Raw genomic sequence first — 16770 nt, forward strand, 5'->3', positions numbered from 1 at the left:
AACCGTCTAAGAGATTATCAATCATTTATATTCAACGTGATTCGCAAGGTCACGCCCGTTCTCTCATGAACTGCTATACGTCACCGCATAGATTAGACTATATCTTCAACTACTTGAGTTGCTCCCCGTTTCGAGTGTCATTTACTTACACCCTACGTCTTTCGACTAGTCGTTGCACGTTCCTTAATTAAAAGGCTTCGCTCAGTATTGTCTCACTTGAGAGTTTCACTGAATTAAAGGAGTTTTTCATTGTATGTCACCATACAAGGGAACTATAATCTAATTCCAGGTTCCGGTTTCAACTCCAGCTTCCATAATAGCTTGTACTTCTTCAGCGTTATATCCCGCTCGTGTCAGCTGACCACCATATTCGGCGATAATATCTAATTGTTCCGGTGGAAACCCCATTTTTAACAAAGCATCAGCCATACCAAGAGCGCCTTCTTGTGAAATACCTAGTTCATTACCAATTTCATTTGCTTCTTGAATTAATTCAGTAAAATCTATTCCAGCATAAGCATTAGAAATAACAGCTGCACTCTTTACAATAGAAGCATTTGCTTCATCGCTAACATCTTTATTCAAAGCCCATTGTCTTCTTACACCTTCAAGTGCTTCTTCTGCATCTAATCCATAGGCTGAAATTCCTCTCACAGCATCCTCTACTGATTTTTTTGAGGATTCAGGAACATCGAATCCTATTTCAATTTTTGTTTTTAACTTGGACATATCAAGTGCTTTTTCAACAGCTGCTGCTATACCTCCGCCAGCTGCCAAACCACCGATAACATTTTCGAGTCCTACTTTTAACCCTTCAAACTTCTTCTCCGTTCTTCCGGCTTCTTGTTGTAAATCTCTTAATTCATTTCGGACTTGTTGGATTGAATTACCGTCATCCACAGATCGTAGAGCACGTTGTAACTTTTCAATATCTGCTTCTGTTCCTAATGCTTCTCGTCCGATAATCCCAATTGCTTGTTCCAATTGTCGACTTGTAGCCGTACCACTTTTAATTGCATTCACAAGACGATTTCCTAATGCTCCTGCAAAATCAGCTACGCTTTTCCCTGTAGCACTAAACAACGTTTCTAATTGCCGGGTGGAACTGGCTACATTATCTTGTTCAGCCTTCATATTTCCAAGCTTATTTTTCAGACCATTAAGCGATCCTTCTGTAAATTCAATTTCACGCCTGAATGCACGGTATTGTTCTTCGGAAATTTTTCCGTATTGGAATTGTGCTTGGACTTGTTGTTCCGCTGCCTTCAATTTATCTAGCTTTTGTGTTGTATTTTCTACTTGTTGAGTTAATAACTTTTGCTTCTGAGCTAGAGCTTCAACATTACCAGGATCAAATTTTAAAAGACGTTCAACATCTTTTAGTTCTTTGGCCAAGCTATCACTTTGCTTATTAACATCTTTTAGAGAATTTTGTAACGGTTGAGTGTTACCATTAATCTCAATTGTAATCCCTTTAATTCTTCCTGCCATTTTCTCACCCCTTTCTTAGAATGAATCGAAGTCTTTTTGATTTGCTTTTCTAACTTTTTCTTTATCCGGATTCTCCATTTCAGCAAATTCAGCAATATAATCAAAACAATCACCGATTGTCATATCTTCTAAATCCCATCTTGTTAGTTTCGCTTTATAACAAAGAGCAAGGAACAATTCAGTTGTAAATTCTTCATCACTGAATGTCCCTTGCTCTCCATTATTTTTCTTTATTTTTTTTTTGCTCCCATAGTAACTTGGATTAAATCCATAATTTCTGGCATTATTTCTTCAATAGGGAACTCTTCAAAGCCATCTAACCACACCATAGGATCAGGGATACTTTGATCCGCTGTTTTAGCGAATAACCAAGTTAAATCATAAATAAGTTCAAAATCCACATTACTTAAATCAACATTGGACATATCAATAGGTTGTTGCGTACCATCCGATGAAGTTAATGCGCTAATTGCTCCTAATCCCATCAAGTCTGCAAATAAATTACGTCTAAATTGAGCCTTATAACGTTTGACTGTTGCTGCTGTACTTTTAAGTCGGACTTGTTTTCCGTCTATTGTGATTGTCTTTTCCATTTACTTACGCTCCTTTTGGTGCTGCTGGTTTTTTAACGTACACTTCTTTGTACCAATTATCATAAATAGCTTGAGTTGTTTTAGAGGTTGTTTTTGTTTTAACCATAGGTCTTCCACCAGGAGCTAAAACGATTGGACTAGATACAAACTTCAATTCATTTGTATTTGGTTCAGCTGAATTTGTTTTCGTTTTAGATGCGATTGTCGGACGACTCGCTGCACAGTTATACATAACGTGTCGAGTTGCATTCACATCGCCATCGAATTCAAATAGTAATGCAAATGATTTCCCTTTAGCATCAGCTAACTCATTTAATACACCATCTGTTTCATCTAATTGCTCACCTAATGCATCGATAGCAAATTGCTCAGGAATAGTTGCAATAGATAGCGTACCATCATAACCTTGGTTATTACTCGCTGCGTAATAAAGCATGTCATCCGCATAGAATTCAATTAAATCACCGCGTGGCTCAAATGTTAGCTCCACCCCACCAGGTAACGGGATTGGCGTACCAAACTTTACTAAAAAATCTTGAACATCAATTGGGACATAATGTACATTCTTCAAACCAAACGTAACTTTATTTTCTTTATTCATTTACATCAACCTCGTTTCGTATATTTTTTGATACATTTTCTCAGATTCAATAAACGTCCCATACGAGTCATAAGGAATCTCATGATCGTCTAGGACTTTTTCAAGTTTCGCTTCTGCCGCTAAGTCTTTTCTGACTGTATAAAGCTCTATGTTTAAGTCATTTATCTTGTGGTAGACCTTGTTATCAGCCATTAAATTCGCTGATCCATCCACAAGAAAACAAATATAAGGTGGCGCTGGAACTGGCTTACCTGGTGTGGCTGTAAAATGAGAATAAGCCACAGGAAAACCTGTAGCTTCAAGAATTTTTGTTAATTCACCTAATGTCATTATCCAAGCGCCCTTTCAATCTGTCTTGGTAATTCATTAATTACATACTCTTCAACTGGACGAATATGAACTTGAGCCGGAACACGTCCACCGCCAACTTTCGCATGTCCCTTTTCTAAAAGATGTGTTAATTGTCCTTGATTATTATGAATAACAACACCATTATCCTCTTTTTTCTTACGCCACCCTTTACGATAAGCACCTGTTTTTTTAGGACTGTTTTGTTTTAATTTATTAACAGCAACATCAGCTACTTCTTCTTGTGCCGTTAACAATTCTTCTTCCACAACATTCGCATATCTTTGTAATTCTCTAGCAAGTTCACTCGCAAAATCGTTCATATTAAACATGCTCCTTTGCGATAATGGTCAATGTTTGATACATTTCATCATCATTCATTGGCGGTTCGATAATATCAAAGATACGACCTTTCATATTGATTCGCATTAATTCTGTAACACCTGTTGTATAAGGGATTACAAAACGATAAATCCGTGTAGACTGTGAAGCCGAAGCTTCAATATACTCCGAACCTTTTACCGTTTTTATCATCGCCCATGCTTTTTTAACTTCTTGCCAATTACCTGTTTCAACTTCTTGATTCAATTCATCCTTTATTATTTCAGGTTGTTCAATGACAATTCGATTTCGACAATCACCTGTATTCAGTGGTTTCTTGTACTGAAAAGGACGCATATTAATCACCGTCCAATTTAATGTCTTCTAATGCTTTATCGATGCCTAAACTATTAATCTGACTTAAAAAATTCTTGTCAAAATACTCTAATGCATCGTTATAAACATAACGAGAGCGTTCAAAGACTAATTCTTTGAATTCCTCGTCATTATTTAAATCATAATCTCCACAAACCCTAATTAATGCCTTGTTAGATGTAGAGAGGATGCGCTTTAGGTTATCATCTTCCTCATCCCCTAAGTGCATCCTCTCTTTAAATCCTTGCAATATTCCATCTGAAATTGTTGCGTTTCTCATTCACTTCACCCTTTATTTAGATTTTGTTTCTGTAGGTGGCGCAAATGAAATTTCCAAGTCATAAACAAGAGCCGCTTTATTATCTTTCGGTTTACCGTTAGCAAATTGCTTAATTGTATAAAGAGTAGCATCCTCGAAAGCTAATGTTTGATCAAATTCTTTTAATTTATATCCTCCTGCAATTGCAGCAATATATTGTCCTTTTACAAAGAATAATGCTTTACCAACAGGGACTTCCTCACACTCAACAGGTTTAATGTTATAAGGCAATGCCATTACCCATTGGCCTGTTGATGTCTGGATTGTATTACGTGCTTGTACGCCAATCGCATCAATCGGGTTTACTACCATTACAATTTTATTTAATACTTTTCTAGATTTCCCTTTTGCATCAACAGATAAAGCTTTTACTACTTCATAAAGTTCACCCGCTACAATTTCCCCTTTATCAGACGGAGCAAATGTTAATTTACCAGAAGATTTTTTATCAGTAACAGCGCCTGTTTCTGAATTAACATCTTTCATTAAACCAACCGGTTGGTGTGCTACAGATCCACCACCATTAATAAAGCCAAATTCTAGGCCGACGGAGTATGTTTCAACTAAAACAGTTCGAACATAACGTTCAATCCATTCTGGTCCAAGTTCTTTCATATCATTCGGAATTGCTGCAAATGCAGTTAATTTAAGTTGGCCAATTTTTTCTTGCTTGAAGATGGCATCAATTTGCCCACGGATTTCACCGAATAATTCGCCCCATACATACGCCTTCGTTGCATCAGAGTAAATAAACTTCGTAACTGCTCCTAAATCTTGCAAACCAATTTCCGCTAATAAGGGATGTTCTGTAACTAAATCTTCAAACACACGCTCTTGAGTCGTTACAGGAAGAATTGAGCCATCTGTAAATCCACCTTCTTTAACAACTGCATTGAAGAATTTTGTTTCTGCTGAAGTTAAAACATTTTGACCACGTTGCTGTAAAATCGAACGATCAAGCATATCGTTATTTACTTGTTCACGAACTGTATTTGCTACATCTGTTTGTAGTGCATCAAAGAAGCCTTCAAACGCTGATGTTTGTTCTTGTTCTGTACTTTCCGCGTTAGTTAAAGTGTCCGTCAATTTTGCTTTTGCCTTATTAAATGCTTCAGATTTATTAAATTTAATAACCATTATGTGTTTCCCCCATTTTTTATAATTTTAAAAGGAGTCCTTTAATCCCACTGTTTTTTACAGGTTTGGGATTTGGCTCCTTTTGTTGTTCTTCTATATTGTTTTGTAAGTCATTCAGAATTTCGTTTTTCAACCCTGATAAAGCAGCGTTTAAATCTTCTTTTGTAATCCCTTGGCCTTTGTTCATTGGTCCATTTCTAAAACCATCGATTACCTTCTGTGGAAGCATGGCAGCAGTATTAGTTGAAGCTGTCATTCTAACTGGATTCTCCATAAACATGATTTCATCCACAAAATTATTTTCTAACGCTTGTTGTGGCCCCATCCAAGTTTCTTCAGCCATCATATTAAGTAATTCTTCTTCTGACTTACCACTTTTAATGACATAAGCGTTCACAATTGCTCGATCTGTTATTTTCAGCATCTCTGCCGCTTTTGACATATCACGATGATCTCCACCATTCCACATTGAAGCGTTATGAATCATGATTTTGGCTGTTGGAGAAATTCTGACTTTATCACCGGCCATAGCAATTACAGAAGCTGCACTTGCTGCTAAACCCACAATTTGAACTTCCACATGACCAGAGTAATTTTTTAATGCTGTGTAAATTTCTGAACCATCATCCACATAACCGCCTGGGCTGTTAATTGAAACAATTAAATCCTCACTATTTGCGTTATCAAGTTGTTTTATAATCTTACCTGGGCTTGTAGCATCCATTTCAAACCAATCATAAATCCAAGCTTCATCATTTGAAATAATTGGCCCTTTAACGTCAATTTTCACCGTCATTTGTATTCTCACCTCCTTCAGATTGAGTTAATCTTGTATAGTTTTTCGTAATATGATGTGTATTTAAGTTAGGATCATCAGAGACTTCATATCCTACTTCTAATCGAATTTCATTTCCTGTAAATGCACTTGAAGAAATGAGTTTATCTATGCTTGTCGCAAGATCAAAAATACTTTGATAAGAAACAGTTTTAATTTCAATCTTTTGACCTGAAAGATACTCTTCTTTTTCAAAAAATTTAACGTTTGCTTCATCTGAAATCTTTTTTAATAATGGTTTCACTGTAAATAGCATATAATTTTTCGTTTGCTTCTCTACATCAGCCATTTCTCCATATAACAAAGAAATCGGAATACCAAAAGCCATTGCTACTTGATTTAAGAAGCCATTAGTCACTTTATTTATTTCTTCCACACTTTGTCCAGAGCTTCCACCATCCGATGTTTCAGCGTATTTAAAACCAGGCTGTTGTGGAATGATAGCTACATCATTTTCTCCAATCGCTTTATACATGTTATTAATGAACTCTTGCAATTTTGATTGATGTTCTTTACTCTTTGCAGCAAGCATGTCCATATCAACTGTTCCGCGAATTTGATTTTTACGTTTTTGAGAACTTAATATCCTACCGAATAAATCACCATAATCCGTAAACAAACCATCGATAAGAGGTGATAACTTGTCATTCCGATATCTTAAATGAATGACTTCACTTTGTTTAAAGCTCCTCTTAAACTGATAATCTTTTACAGTGACATTAGTAAAAGTATCTTCAAACACAGCGTATTCATTATGTTCAAAGTCATCAGCAATAAGTAAATCACCATCATCCGCTTGTATAATTAAAGCTTCATTATCATAAATAAGTTTGTAAATGAACCTTTCCCAAAAGGTACTTGCTGTCATATTTTTATTAGGCCTAACATTTAATCGATAATAAAGATCATTCTTTTCGAATTCTTCACCATTTTTCACTCTAAATTCTGACTGGCTAATTGTTCTGCCTAAAAAGGATATACATGTATCAATTGCTAATCGCTTCATGTGTACTCTATTTGCTTTTTCAATAAACATTTCCACATCAAACATAAATCCTATTTCGCTATTTCTTTTAAATACCGTGTCCAACCATCCAATGATTATCACCCCCTTTATTAGAATTTAATACCATCGAGCATAAAGTCTAATTCATCTACAAGAATGTTATCCGCTTGCCATAATGCATGGATAAAAGCTTGAAATCCATCTGTTTTGCGCTTAAATTCATCTTTTTTCAGATACTCTTTGTTGCCATCTTTTTTGATGTGGACGTAGACGTTATTGGTGTACCAACGCATTAATGGATTATCACCAAAAATAATACGATTGTTTGCAAATAACGTTTCTACTCTTGGTGCTAATAAAGAATGAATAGCTTTCGGATTACGAATATACAACAATATAAAACCTTCAGCTTCAAGTGCCGTTTTAACAAGATCAAGACGGAATGTATCAGCTACTATTGTGTTAAATCCGTATATCTCACGCATTTTTACAAACCAATCTACAATATGTGAGATATTAATGACTGGTTCGTCCACAATTGTTAGCAAGCCATTTTCAGCCCATTCGTAAATAGGTGCCTTTAATTTCACCTTATCCAAGAATCCTTTACGTACAAATGAATGACCTTTCCATATATAATCTTCACCATGTTTAAATAGCAAGCCGACTGCCGCAAAGTCTTTGATACTGGCGAAGTCGAGGCCACCTACAGCTACTTTATGTTTTAAATCTGGAACTTCTCTGAGTGTTTCTCCATCTTCTTCAAAACCAGTACGCATTATTTCTTCCCATGAAGCTACAGACTTTGTTAGGTCCGTTTCGGGATAGTTCATACGTTTTGTTATGAATTCTTCACGGTTTGAAGGATTATTTGCTAATTGCTTATATTGGGTTAATACCTTTTTAAATAATTGTTTAGCATAAGAACTTCTTGGCTCACTAAACATCGGATTTGCTTTTTCCCACACATCAGGATTATCAATTTCTTCTGGATTATCAATCTTGCAAATGAAAGGAAACATTGGATCTTCTAAATCTTTTCCCTTTAGAATATTCATCGCTCGCTCTTTCGTCTTGTCCAGAAATCCGTCGCGAACAAATCCATCTGTACCAATAAAAAATTCTCTAGCATTTGGCACTTTTCCAAGTCCACTAGAGAATACATTTACTACATCAAAATTTTCATATCGATGAATCTCATCGTAAATAACACAACCGTCACGAAGCCCATCCTTAGAACCAGCATTAGATGTATGATATTGCATAATACTTTGGGTATCGTTACTAAGTATTTCAACCTTAGTTCGATAAAACATATCTTCTAATATTTCTTCCCCTTTAATAGCATCATAGACTTCACGGAAAGAAACTTTTGCTTGCTTCTCATTGTTGGCCACAATTGAAACATTGTATCGATCTATTCCGTGCAGCGGACTAATAAAGAAATGACATAAAGATGAAATCAAACCATTTTTACCGCCACCACGAGCCATCATAATTAAGAATTGCTCATAAAAAACAGAATCATCTTCTTTATAAAAAAGAAAAACAAATGCTGTTAGGAATTTTTGAAATGATTGCAATTCAAAATACCATTTCTCAGTGAATTTTATATAGTCCTCATGCATCTCATTATCAAAATACAAATCATTACGTACTAAGATGTATTTCTCCAGATACTCAATTAGCATTATGCGCTCTTTATTTAGCTTAATTTTCCCTGTTCGATACATCTCAATATATTCGGTAACATATTGATTTTGAATCATGTCAGATCTTTCGCAGAGCGCTTAGGTTTTGAAGGTGTTTTCTGTTCTTCAGCCGATGCTTCCAAGCCAAGTGCATCTAAAATCTTTATCATTCGATCATTGGTTTTATGTAAATCGTTAATAGAAGGATTGGATTTCGGACCGTGCATACCAGATACTTTTATTCCTGTTTCTTCAATATCATCAACAAGAATACACTTTAAATCCCACAACGATAAATAGTCTTGAATTAAGTCAGTATAATGATTACCTACAATCTTTTTTTCTTTCAATTGATTTGTTAGATCCTTTTCAATCCTTTTTCTCATTGTTTCACGCTTAACTCTAGCCACAATATCCCTCCCTTCTGATTTACATCGTTTTCCAATTTGATATAACGCGCGAATTCGCTTATAAATTTAGAAAATCGACCCCCTCCTCCGGTGCCCCTTAGAGCATTTTTTGATGAAAATTTTTAAGGGGGGGATTGTTATTGCCGATTCTTTTTTACCACTTTTCATCGTTTTCCCATTTGTTGATTTTCTTTTTGAATGTTCTACCGTGTTCTTTATTATGGCAATCCACACAGATTGTTTCCAAGTTATCTATTTCTAATGCAAGTGCTGGATGATGTTCCAGTTCTTTTATATGATGGACAACAAGTTGAATCTTCTTACGCTTGGCACTCTCACTGTATTCATTGATGTCCACACGAACACTGCCATTGCGCTTACACTCTTGGCATTCATTGTTGTCTCGCTTCTTTACTTGTTCACGTATACTCTTCCACTCACCACTGTCATAGAACTTACGCTTCTGTTGTTTGGTTTTATATTCATTCATCTGTCTTTATCCAACGTTCTTGATTACCTTTATCTCTTTCCAATAAATCTTTTATTGGTGTTTGCTTAATATATTCCATAGAGTAAAATATAGGCTTCTTTCCATACAGCTTATAATATTTGAATCGATTAGTATCAACCTCAACCTTCTTATTTACTTTCTCATGTGGCTTAAGGTAATTGATGTACGCTTTCTTATCAATAGGCATAAGCCCAAGCACAGCAATCTTACCGTTTAAAACACTATCCATTTATCCTCACTCCTTATCAGTATCTATATACTCACGAGCATCAGAGTCCCAAACCTCACAATAGTCGAATCGTTCTTTTTCTTCTCCATACCACTTAATCGCTTCTTGTTTAGGATCAGTAGTTTTATGAATATTAGCAAATCCACCATTAGGATAATATTGATTGAATCCATTACTTACACCGCCTTATTAATTCCAAAATAAAAAGCACTCCATGTGGAGCGCTTAATCTCGAAATATTGACTACCTATTCTTTTAATTTTTTGGGGAATCTTTTCCGTTTTAAACTAAGCAGATATAATGGCGCAGATATATAAATCATCCCGAATACAAAGAAAATACTAAGTGTTATATTGTTAGATTTCCCCTTAAACATATGGTTTAACTCGCGATATGCATCTGGAAAGAACCAATATATAATCGGCATTAAACATAAATATGATCCCGATAAAAACGTTGTTCCAAGTGCTATTTTGATAGCCCATGATTTTTTTATGAAAGGAAATATACCCTTATTCTTTTTTACTCCTCTTTCTGTATTCCAACTTTTTATATCTTGTTTCATTCCTATAACAGTCCCTTTAAATACAACTGGGTTCTTATCATCTGTATGTAATATCTCTACTCTGACTCCATCATTTGGATCCAAGTAGTCAAAATTAAAAAGTAATACATTTTCTTTATCTGGAACTAAATTCACCTTATTTGTATGTCGAGTTTCTTTAAGAATACGATAACTAATAATACTTTCTGATTCTTCAATTTGTATTCTTAACGGATCTTCTTTAGTAACATGACTACTCTTTATTGTCTCATTTCCGGAATTCCAGATAACCAAATTTGTTTTAATTACTCGAGGCACTTCACTTCCACGAAAATAAATTTGTATCTCTTCTGGTGTATTTTGATTCTTTCCTATTATTTTAGTAGCACTAGATTGATAAACTAACCTCTGGCCAATTTTAGATTTTCGATAGGTTACTATTGCAATTAATATCCCAATTATCCCTATTAAAGATCCTACCCAGCCTTGATTAAAAAAACTAAATATTATCGCCAATCCAATCAAACCCCTCTTCTATATATATATACCAATTAATATATTAATTGGTATTATTTGAAGAATCAACATTTAAATATTCAGTTTTACAACAAAAGAACAACCATGCAACAGTTGCCCTTTCGTCAAAATCTTATATTATTACTATAAATACGGTAAATGCAGTTTTACATTGATAACGGTATTTCAAATAGACGAATCGTGTTAGTATGCTTCATATTTTATTACGTTGGGTTAAGAGGTTCTACATCTCTTTCAATCGCCGACGATACATCACTCTCCCGTAGTTTTTACTGTGTCTCATAGTCAGCGATTGAAAGAAGAGCAAAAGCCCTTCCCAGTTTACACAACGCGAATCGCAATTGAATGTGGAATCAAGAAACAACTGTTCATCCAATTTGCAACCATCGCCACCGGTTATGACGATCCATTTTCAGTTATAAGGAATTTTATGAGCAATGTTTTCCGCCAATACTCACAATACAAATATAACACGCCAATACCAAAACAACCGGCACATTTACTGCCAAAAAGCGGTCACTACTCTGCCACTTTTTTTGGACTAACAAACTGTAATATTAAAGCCGATTTAAGTAATTGAAATAATTTAAGTACATCTACCTTAGAAAGAGTACTATAGTCATGAAAACCATGAGCTATTGAATTACGGTTAAGGTTTGTTCCTAATTCATCCGAACCTGTAATAAACATATTGTGAAAACCTCTAAGAACTGATGCCACAAAGACATTTTTAATTTGTTCTATCTCTAGCTCACGATATTCTTCCGGCTTAACCCTTTTATAAAGTCTCCTTATATTAGGATTAGACTTAATCGATATCATTTCTGTTGTTATGTTACCCTTTAGCCAAAAGGCAATAACATGCTCAAATGCTGCAAATAATGGCATAATACACAATTTATATAAACCTATTTTATAAGCTTCATAGGCCTCTTTTATTAAAGATACATGAATTTCATACATAGGATTTCGAATTATTTCTGCTACATATGCTTCCAAATTATCTTCTACATACTTTGATACATTGTCTTTTGTTACATTACCGTTAATTATGAATTGTACAACATTCATATCTAAACACCAATATTCTTTTTCATGTTTAATTAAGATTCCCTCAATCTGCCTTAGCTCATCTTCTGCAGATTGATTCAATATATTCCAATTAATATACTTGTATTTGTCTACTAGTTCAAATAATGGCTTGTATTGTTTTTGTATTCTTTTTTGTATCTCCCATATTAGTTTTGATTGTTCCCGCATTCTTTTTTGCATCTCCTGTGTTGGCTTGTACTGTTCTAGTATTATTTTTTGCATTTCCCTAATTGGTTTGAATTCTTCTTGGAATTTTTTTTGCATCTCCTGCACTGTTTTGAACTGTTCTTGCGCTCTCCTTTTCACCTCCCATATTATTACATTTCGTTCCTTGCTTCTTTTATGTAAATCTATTAAATCCTGAAAATATTTTGGTATTTCATATTGTAAAGGAACAATTTCATCTTTTTTCCCTAATAAGTCTCTATTCTGTTTTTCTTTCTTTCTCTTCTTTAGATATCTTCTTTTTTTCCCCACGCTTAGCACCTCTTTTCTATAAATATTCTATCATCAAAATATTTATAGAAAAAGATTACTTTAACCAATTACCCATATCTTATATTTTGTGTAACTAGGCCAAAAGCTGGAACCCTTGATATCCATAGCTTCATAGCACTTTCCTTTCTGAGTTACACAGTACATTAAAAATGGCTAACTCTAAGCTATTAAGATTGGAAAAAACTCTACTAAAAAAGACGACCCAAGGGCCGCCATAATTACAACAAATTTATACTATTCTTCATATTTATAATTTCTAAACTTAGCTATTCTCATTAACTTTTCGTTATATGCATTTTCAGTAAGCTCTTTATTTAAATACTGACATAATCCATCAATATCATTAAAAACGGTAAAGTGATTAATTCCATTTAAGGTCAAATGCTCATATATATTTTCTACTAAATCTGTTGATAAGATTATTTTTTTTAATATTTTTTCTTTATACTGCGGACAAGCTTCTTCTAACTCAACTTCTAAATCTTCTAACCTATTACTTTGAACTGTAAAATAACCATTTTGCGATAATAATCTTGAGTTATTTTTTGATGGATAGATTGGAAACGAATATTTTACACCTTTTATATCAAAAACGGATGCTAAGTCCCAAATATCACCTTTTACATCTTCTTTATACATATTTCTTAACCCATCTGTAGTATTAATGGCTGGAATACCCTGAACATATTCATTTAAGGCGTATGGATCCAGTAACCATATGCACGCGTTTTTACCACTATCATAGTCCCAACCGTCAAAAGCAAAATATAAGGCTGTGCCAAACGAATCGGTCCAGTCTAATAACCTTGTTTTTAAACCATGATGTTGCATATGAAATTGTAAATCAATAAGATCTTCTCTAATAAAAGTTGCTGATTGATTTTTAAAATTCACTAGTAATCTCTGTTCAATATTTAAGTATTCGCCTAATACTAGTTTTTCACCCTTATCCGAAACTCGAAATAAACCTGAATCCAATTTATATTCTTCATTACCATGTCCTCTAAACCATATCCAATTTGACATTGATTTCCTTCTAAATAGTTCAATTTCCTCTAAAATATCATACCATTTCTTTTTTAATATTTTTTCTTTTGCTCTTACCTCTGTGATTGTACCTACTCCCATTGAGATCCATCCTTACGCTAAATTAATCAGATTTACACCCACATTAATATTATTTTATATCTTGCTAAAAAAATATACCTATGAAATAAATTATATATCAAATTTTAAACCTAGTCATCGCTTTGTCCATTGCATCTTGGTTTACTCCTATATATCGTAATGTTACTCGTTGACTTGAATGATTAAATATTTCCATTAGTAAGGCTATATTCTTTGTCTGCATGTACATATGGTATCCGAATGTTTTACGTAGTGTATGTGTTCCAATCTCGTCTAAGCCAAACTCTGCTGCTGTACTACTAAGTATTTTGTATGCCATACTTCTCCCAATTGGTCGATTCTTCCCTTGCCTGCTTTTGATTAGATACTCATGATCTTCCATATCTTCGATGTACCATTTTAATTCTCTTCTTAATGCTGCAGTAATTTGAATACGTTTCTGTTTACCCGTCTTCATTTCACGCATTGATATATGACTTCCTTTTAAATCTCCAACCTTTAGCTTTAGAATGTCACTAATACGTAAGCCTGTATTGATTCCCATTACAAACAAAATATAATTCCGTTCATTCTTTCCTCTTAAATACTCTTTAAGCTGCTGTATTTGCTCTGGATCACGTATCGGTTGAACAAAGTTCATTATTCATTACCCCCAGTTTCTTCAGTTTCATAAACTTCTAATCTAAGAGCAAATGCAAGTTTATAAAATACTCTAGCCTTAACACGTCGATAAGTACGCTCGCTCATGCCGATTTCGTTATATACCATATAATCACATACATCTTCATCTTCTAAATAACGCTTAATGATGATGTCTCTTTGATCCTTTCCTGCGCGCCCATTACCCAAACGACTAAGAAACTGGGCAATACGAAATGATGTTTGCTTAATCCACTCTTCTCTTTTACTTTGTTGAATATTAGCCATCGCTACATCTTCTAATGGCTTTCCTACATCATTTGTAGGTCCATGATATCTAATTTCATAAGAAGGAGTGACTTTCATTTCTTCACGCATCATTCCAAACTGTCTATATAAACGTACACTTTCGAGAACACCTTCTAATTTTTTCTGTGTTGCTGTTCTGTCGATTTTCGGTAAGAAAGATAATTGTTTAGTCATGCAAAACCACTCCTTTTTATTTTTAAATTACTTTTGTCTTAAAGCTCCACGTCTACGCTCGTAACAAGGTCTATGTATTCCCATTAAATCCTCAATTTCACGAGTACTTAATTTCTCTTTTCGTTTTTTCCTAGTTTTCTTTTTCGCTTGATTCGATTGCTTTTTCCATTCGCGTAGCTGATTCTTTAACGGCTTCATTTCCCCATCTCCCTTTTCAAAATAAAAAGGACACCTATTCCTAAAACAGCTTTAATTGCTGTTCTAATGAATTGGTGTCCTCTAGTTTTCTAGCCGGACTGTATTCTGTTTGCATTCACTTTAAAATACCAGCTTGTACAAAAATGTTTCTCCAAGCTTTGTTGACTTGATATTTCTCCACATCTTTTGCACGACGAACAATTGCTTTTCTAATTTTTCTTTTCTTCAAAGCTTTCATTCTCCCAACCTCGCTTTAAAAGCGCTTATTTTATTAGTTTTTCTAACATCCCTCATTTTAAATTTTCCAGATCCAGATGAACATCTAGACTCATAGACCATATTCTAATTTAAAGACTTCCTAAGAAAGCAGGTGAAAATAATGCCATCTATTGTTGGAAACATGGTTGTACAAAATAGTAACGGTTCTTTCAACTTAGGTGATTTTTATAACGTCTCTCCAAAGGAAAATACAAAAGCTTATAATGGTTCAGGAGCGTCAAATGTTGGTTTTGTTGTCAATACCTTTAGCGGTGTTAGCGCAACAAATACATTTGATGCTGATGTTGCAGATCAAAACCAAGTTGGAACAGCCTAAATTTATTTTTTTACCTCTACCGCCCTGAATAAAATTCAATATTTCGTCAATATTATAGATAACCCATCTTTAATGTGCTGTAACCATTTAAATCTTCTTTAAGAATGAACAGTTAGCTTTTATTAGCTGCTCTTTTTTAATTAAAGGTTTTCTATAAAATAATTTATCTGTTTCATGCATTAATTTTCATGATGCTATCCATACTAAACTTGGGCTTCATAGCTCAAATAATTGTTCGTTCACTTGGCAGACGGTTTATTTAATAAATTGTCTGCCTAAGCCATTTAATAAATCTGTTTTTCGACAAAATGAAATTTTTATACTAATCTTCCTCAAGTACAGAAACTGTTAAATAGTTTCTCGCCTTCTTCCTCTTCGCCAACTTCCTCCGATAAGCTGGAGTTGTATAATAACGAACCGTTTCAGGAAGTACGCCCATATGTTGAGCGCATTCCTGTATGGTCCCGAGACATACTAATGATTCACCTTTATAAACGACGTACTCCTTTAAGTTCACTACTTATCCTCCTATCTATTAAAATAGCGTTTTTATTAAAAACTTCTCACATTTAAACCGGACAAGCATATGTTATTGTATGGAAGCTTTCCATTCATAGCATTCTACCTTTCTCATTTGAGAGCACACTTATATGTGTGCTCTTTTTTTATTTAAGGTAAAATAACGATTTTGTTTAAAAATTGCACAGCCATAAAAAACATACATACAATATCATGTTCACCTTTTTTTCTATATGAATCTTGGTCATAGAGCGCCTTACAAAGCGCTCTTTTTTATTTAAATAAAGATTTTGTCTTACTCCTCAACCAGATAAAACTGTGTTAAAATTAACCCATAATTTGTAAGGAGGTATTTAAAATTCTTTCACCATATACATGTGTATCTTGTGATCAACCTCTCATACAACACGATGAACATTCATTTATACATTACTGTACTAATCCAAATTGTGAAGAAGCAAAATTGCACTCAGCTTTGTTGGAAGAGATGGGGTTGTGAACCCTATCTCTTTTTCTTTACACTAAGGATTTTGTTTAATTTCCATTAACCGTTTTGATTCATTTACATACAGTATTATCACAAGGAATTCCACAGGTTGCTCTGGTCCAGTTACCTTGAATTCCTTGCAAACCTTGTGGGAAGAATCCGTTTATAACAAACGGGTTCTTT

Annotated in this window: 22 protein-coding genes and 1 pseudogene; 1 reads left to right on the forward strand and 22 read right to left on the reverse strand. The window is 34.3% G+C overall.

Annotation, left to right across the window (positions count from 1 at the left end; all coding sequences use genetic code 11):
* Positions 1–285: 285 nt before the first annotated feature.
* The 21 genes and pseudogenes from MKX31_RS16155 to MKX31_RS16255 form a co-directional block, all read right to left on the reverse strand.
* Positions 286–1491 (reverse strand): annotated as a pseudogene (locus MKX31_RS16155) (hypothetical protein); the annotation flags it as partial.
* A 230-nt stretch (positions 1492–1721) separates the two neighbouring features.
* Entirely contained in the window at positions 1722–2084 is a 363-nt protein-coding gene (locus MKX31_RS16160) for a hypothetical protein (protein WP_098148472.1), read from the reverse strand.
* Between the two features lie 4 nt (positions 2085–2088).
* A complete protein-coding gene (locus tag MKX31_RS16165) occupies positions 2089–2685 on the reverse strand; it encodes a major tail protein (protein WP_340981240.1) in 597 nt (198 codons plus the stop codon).
* Positions 2686–3015: a hypothetical protein gene (locus MKX31_RS16170; protein ID WP_340981242.1), complete on the reverse strand. Its 330-nt coding sequence runs from the start codon at positions 3013–3015 to the stop codon at positions 2686–2688.
* Positions 3015–3356 carry an HK97 gp10 family phage protein gene (locus MKX31_RS16175; RefSeq protein WP_340981245.1) on the reverse strand — a complete coding sequence of 114 codons (342 nt, stop codon included), beginning with the start codon at positions 3354–3356 and terminating at the stop codon, positions 3015–3017. The genes MKX31_RS16170 and MKX31_RS16175 overlap by 1 nt, the downstream gene beginning before the upstream one ends.
* A 1-nt stretch (position 3357) precedes the next feature.
* Positions 3358–3711: a phage head closure protein gene (locus tag MKX31_RS16180; protein WP_340981246.1), complete on the reverse strand. Its 354-nt coding sequence runs from the start codon at positions 3709–3711 to the stop codon at positions 3358–3360.
* Position 3712: 1 nt separating this feature from the next.
* Positions 3713–4009, reverse strand: a complete 297-nt coding sequence (locus MKX31_RS16185) for a hypothetical protein (protein ID WP_340981247.1) — start codon at positions 4007–4009, stop codon at positions 3713–3715.
* A 12-nt stretch (positions 4010–4021) separates the two neighbouring features.
* Positions 4022–5185, reverse strand: coding sequence for a phage major capsid protein (locus MKX31_RS16190; RefSeq protein ID WP_340981249.1), 1164 nt, complete (start codon positions 5183–5185; stop codon positions 4022–4024).
* A 19-nt stretch (positions 5186–5204) separates the two neighbouring features.
* A complete protein-coding gene (locus MKX31_RS16195; protein WP_340981251.1) occupies positions 5205–5981 on the reverse strand; it encodes a head maturation protease, ClpP-related in 777 nt (258 codons plus the stop codon).
* Positions 5965–7128 carry a phage portal protein gene (locus MKX31_RS16200; protein WP_445661306.1) on the reverse strand — a complete coding sequence of 388 codons (1164 nt, stop codon included), beginning with the start codon at positions 7126–7128 and terminating at the stop codon, positions 5965–5967. Before MKX31_RS16200 ends, MKX31_RS16195 begins: the two co-directional genes overlap by 17 nt.
* An 8-nt stretch (positions 7129–7136) precedes the next feature.
* Complete coding sequence (locus MKX31_RS16205; RefSeq protein WP_340981252.1) at positions 7137–8795, reverse strand: terminase TerL endonuclease subunit; 1659 nt, start codon at positions 8793–8795, stop codon at positions 7137–7139.
* The gene (locus tag MKX31_RS16210) at positions 8792–9127 is read right to left on the reverse strand and encodes a P27 family phage terminase small subunit (protein ID WP_097908363.1); all 336 of its coding nucleotides are present in this window, start codon (positions 9125–9127) and stop codon (positions 8792–8794) included. The genes MKX31_RS16205 and MKX31_RS16210 overlap by 4 nt, the downstream gene beginning before the upstream one ends.
* 154 nt (positions 9128–9281) lie before the next feature.
* Positions 9282–9617 carry an HNH endonuclease gene (locus MKX31_RS16215; RefSeq protein ID WP_340981254.1) on the reverse strand — a complete coding sequence of 112 codons (336 nt, stop codon included), beginning with the start codon at positions 9615–9617 and terminating at the stop codon, positions 9282–9284.
* Positions 9610–9867, reverse strand: coding sequence for a hydrolase (locus tag MKX31_RS16220; protein WP_340981256.1), 258 nt, complete (start codon positions 9865–9867; stop codon positions 9610–9612). Before MKX31_RS16220 ends, MKX31_RS16215 begins: the two co-directional genes overlap by 8 nt.
* Positions 9868–10114: 247 nt before the next feature.
* Positions 10115–10927, reverse strand: a complete 813-nt coding sequence (locus tag MKX31_RS16225; RefSeq protein WP_222660232.1) for a hypothetical protein — start codon at positions 10925–10927, stop codon at positions 10115–10117.
* A 540-nt stretch (positions 10928–11467) separates the two neighbouring features.
* On the reverse strand, positions 11468–12517 hold the full coding sequence (locus MKX31_RS16230) for a hypothetical protein (RefSeq protein WP_340981260.1): 1050 nt from the start codon (positions 12515–12517) through the stop codon (positions 11468–11470).
* 255 nt (positions 12518–12772) lie between these two features.
* The gene (locus MKX31_RS16235) at positions 12773–13666 is read right to left on the reverse strand and encodes an FRG domain-containing protein (RefSeq protein ID WP_340981262.1); all 894 of its coding nucleotides are present in this window, start codon (positions 13664–13666) and stop codon (positions 12773–12775) included.
* Between the two features lie 97 nt (positions 13667–13763).
* Positions 13764–14306 carry a site-specific integrase gene (locus tag MKX31_RS16240; protein WP_340981263.1) on the reverse strand — a complete coding sequence of 181 codons (543 nt, stop codon included), beginning with the start codon at positions 14304–14306 and terminating at the stop codon, positions 13764–13766.
* Positions 14306–14788: an ArpU family phage packaging/lysis transcriptional regulator gene (locus MKX31_RS16245; RefSeq protein WP_340981265.1), complete on the reverse strand. Its 483-nt coding sequence runs from the start codon at positions 14786–14788 to the stop codon at positions 14306–14308. Before MKX31_RS16245 ends, MKX31_RS16240 begins: the two co-directional genes overlap by 1 nt.
* Before the next feature lie 27 nt (positions 14789–14815).
* Positions 14816–14986, reverse strand: coding sequence for a hypothetical protein (locus tag MKX31_RS16250; RefSeq protein ID WP_340981267.1), 171 nt, complete (start codon positions 14984–14986; stop codon positions 14816–14818).
* A gap of 115 nt (positions 14987–15101) precedes the next feature.
* Entirely contained in the window at positions 15102–15224 is a 123-nt protein-coding gene (locus MKX31_RS16255; protein ID WP_340981269.1) for a DUF3983 domain-containing protein, read from the reverse strand.
* A gap of 141 nt (positions 15225–15365) precedes the next feature.
* On the opposite strand from MKX31_RS16255, the gene MKX31_RS16260 reads away from it, so the two are divergent.
* Complete coding sequence (locus tag MKX31_RS16260; protein WP_064470530.1) at positions 15366–15581, forward strand: spore germination protein; 216 nt, start codon at positions 15366–15368, stop codon at positions 15579–15581.
* 322 nt (positions 15582–15903) lie between these two features.
* Here the strand turns inward: MKX31_RS16260 and MKX31_RS16265 are convergent, their stop codons facing one another.
* Positions 15904–16098: a hypothetical protein gene (locus MKX31_RS16265; protein ID WP_340981271.1), complete on the reverse strand. Its 195-nt coding sequence runs from the start codon at positions 16096–16098 to the stop codon at positions 15904–15906.
* Positions 16099–16770: the final 672 nt, after the last annotated feature.

Origin of the sequence: Bacillus sp. FSL M8-0063, assembly GCF_038005545.1 — a bacterium.
Classification (GTDB): domain Bacteria; phylum Bacillota; class Bacilli; order Bacillales; family Bacillaceae_G; genus Bacillus_A; species Bacillus_A wiedmannii.